Raw genomic sequence first — 974 nt, 5'->3', positions numbered from 1 at the left:
AAATCAATGAAATTTTCAATTTAACTCCCGATATGGCTAACTTTGTTTTAGGGCGACTGCCCTGCTGCGTAACATCGTTGCTGCTCCATAACATCAAACATCGACCCACGGCGTAACGCGCTTGCTGCTTGGATGCCCGAGGCATAGACTGTACAAAAAAACAGTCATAACAAGCCATGAAAACCGCCACTGCGCCGTTACCACCGCTGCGTTCGGTCAAGGTTCTGGACCAGTTGCGTGAGCGCATACGCTACTTGCATTACAGTTTACGAACCGAACAGGCTTATGTCAACTGGGTTCGTGCCTTCATCCGTTTCCACGGTGTGCGTCACCCGGCAACCTTGGGCAGCAGCGAAGTCGAGGCATTTCTGTCCTGGCTGGCGAACGAGCGCAAGGTTTCGGTCTCCACGCATCGTCAGGCATTGGCGGCCTTGCTGTTCTTCTACGGCAAGGTGCTGTGCACGGATCTGCCCTGGCTTCAGGAGATCGGAAGACCTCGGCCGTCGCGGCGCTTGCCGGTGGTGCTGACCCCGGATGAAGTGGTTCGCATCCTCGGTTTTCTGGAAGGCGAGCATCGTTTGTTCGCCCAGCTTCTGTATGGAACGGGCATGCGGATCAGTGAGGGTTTGCAACTGCGGGTCAAGGATCTGGATTTCGATCACGGCACGATCATCGTGCGGGAGGGCAAGGGCTCCAAGGATCGGGCCTTGATGTTACCCGAGAGCTTGGCACCCAGCCTGCGCGAGCAGCTGTCGCGTGCACGGGCATGGTGGCTGAAGGACCAGGCCGAGGGCCGCAGCGGCGTTGCGCTTCCCGACGCCCTTGAGCGGAAGTATCCGCGCGCCGGGCATTCCTGGCCGTGGTTCTGGGTTTTTGCGCAGCACACGCATTCGACCGATCCACGGAGCGGTGTCGTGCGTCGCCATCACATGTATGACCAGACCTTTCAGCGCGCCTTCAAACGTGCCGTAGAA

General features: G+C 58.0%; 1 protein-coding gene. It reads left to right on the top strand.

Annotated features, from left to right (window positions below):
• Positions 1–176: 176 nt before the first annotated feature.
• A partial coding sequence (gene intI1 / locus AKJ31_RS21915; protein ID WP_050441909.1) for a class 1 integron integrase IntI1 occupies positions 177–974 on the top strand: 798 nt, incomplete at its 3' end.

Source organism: Vibrio hepatarius, from assembly GCF_001274785.1.
In the GTDB taxonomy this organism is placed as follows: domain Bacteria; phylum Pseudomonadota; class Gammaproteobacteria; order Enterobacterales; family Vibrionaceae; genus Vibrio; species Vibrio hepatarius.
Note: the sequence above shows the minus strand (reverse complement) of the source record. Positions and strands in the feature narration are given on the sequence as shown.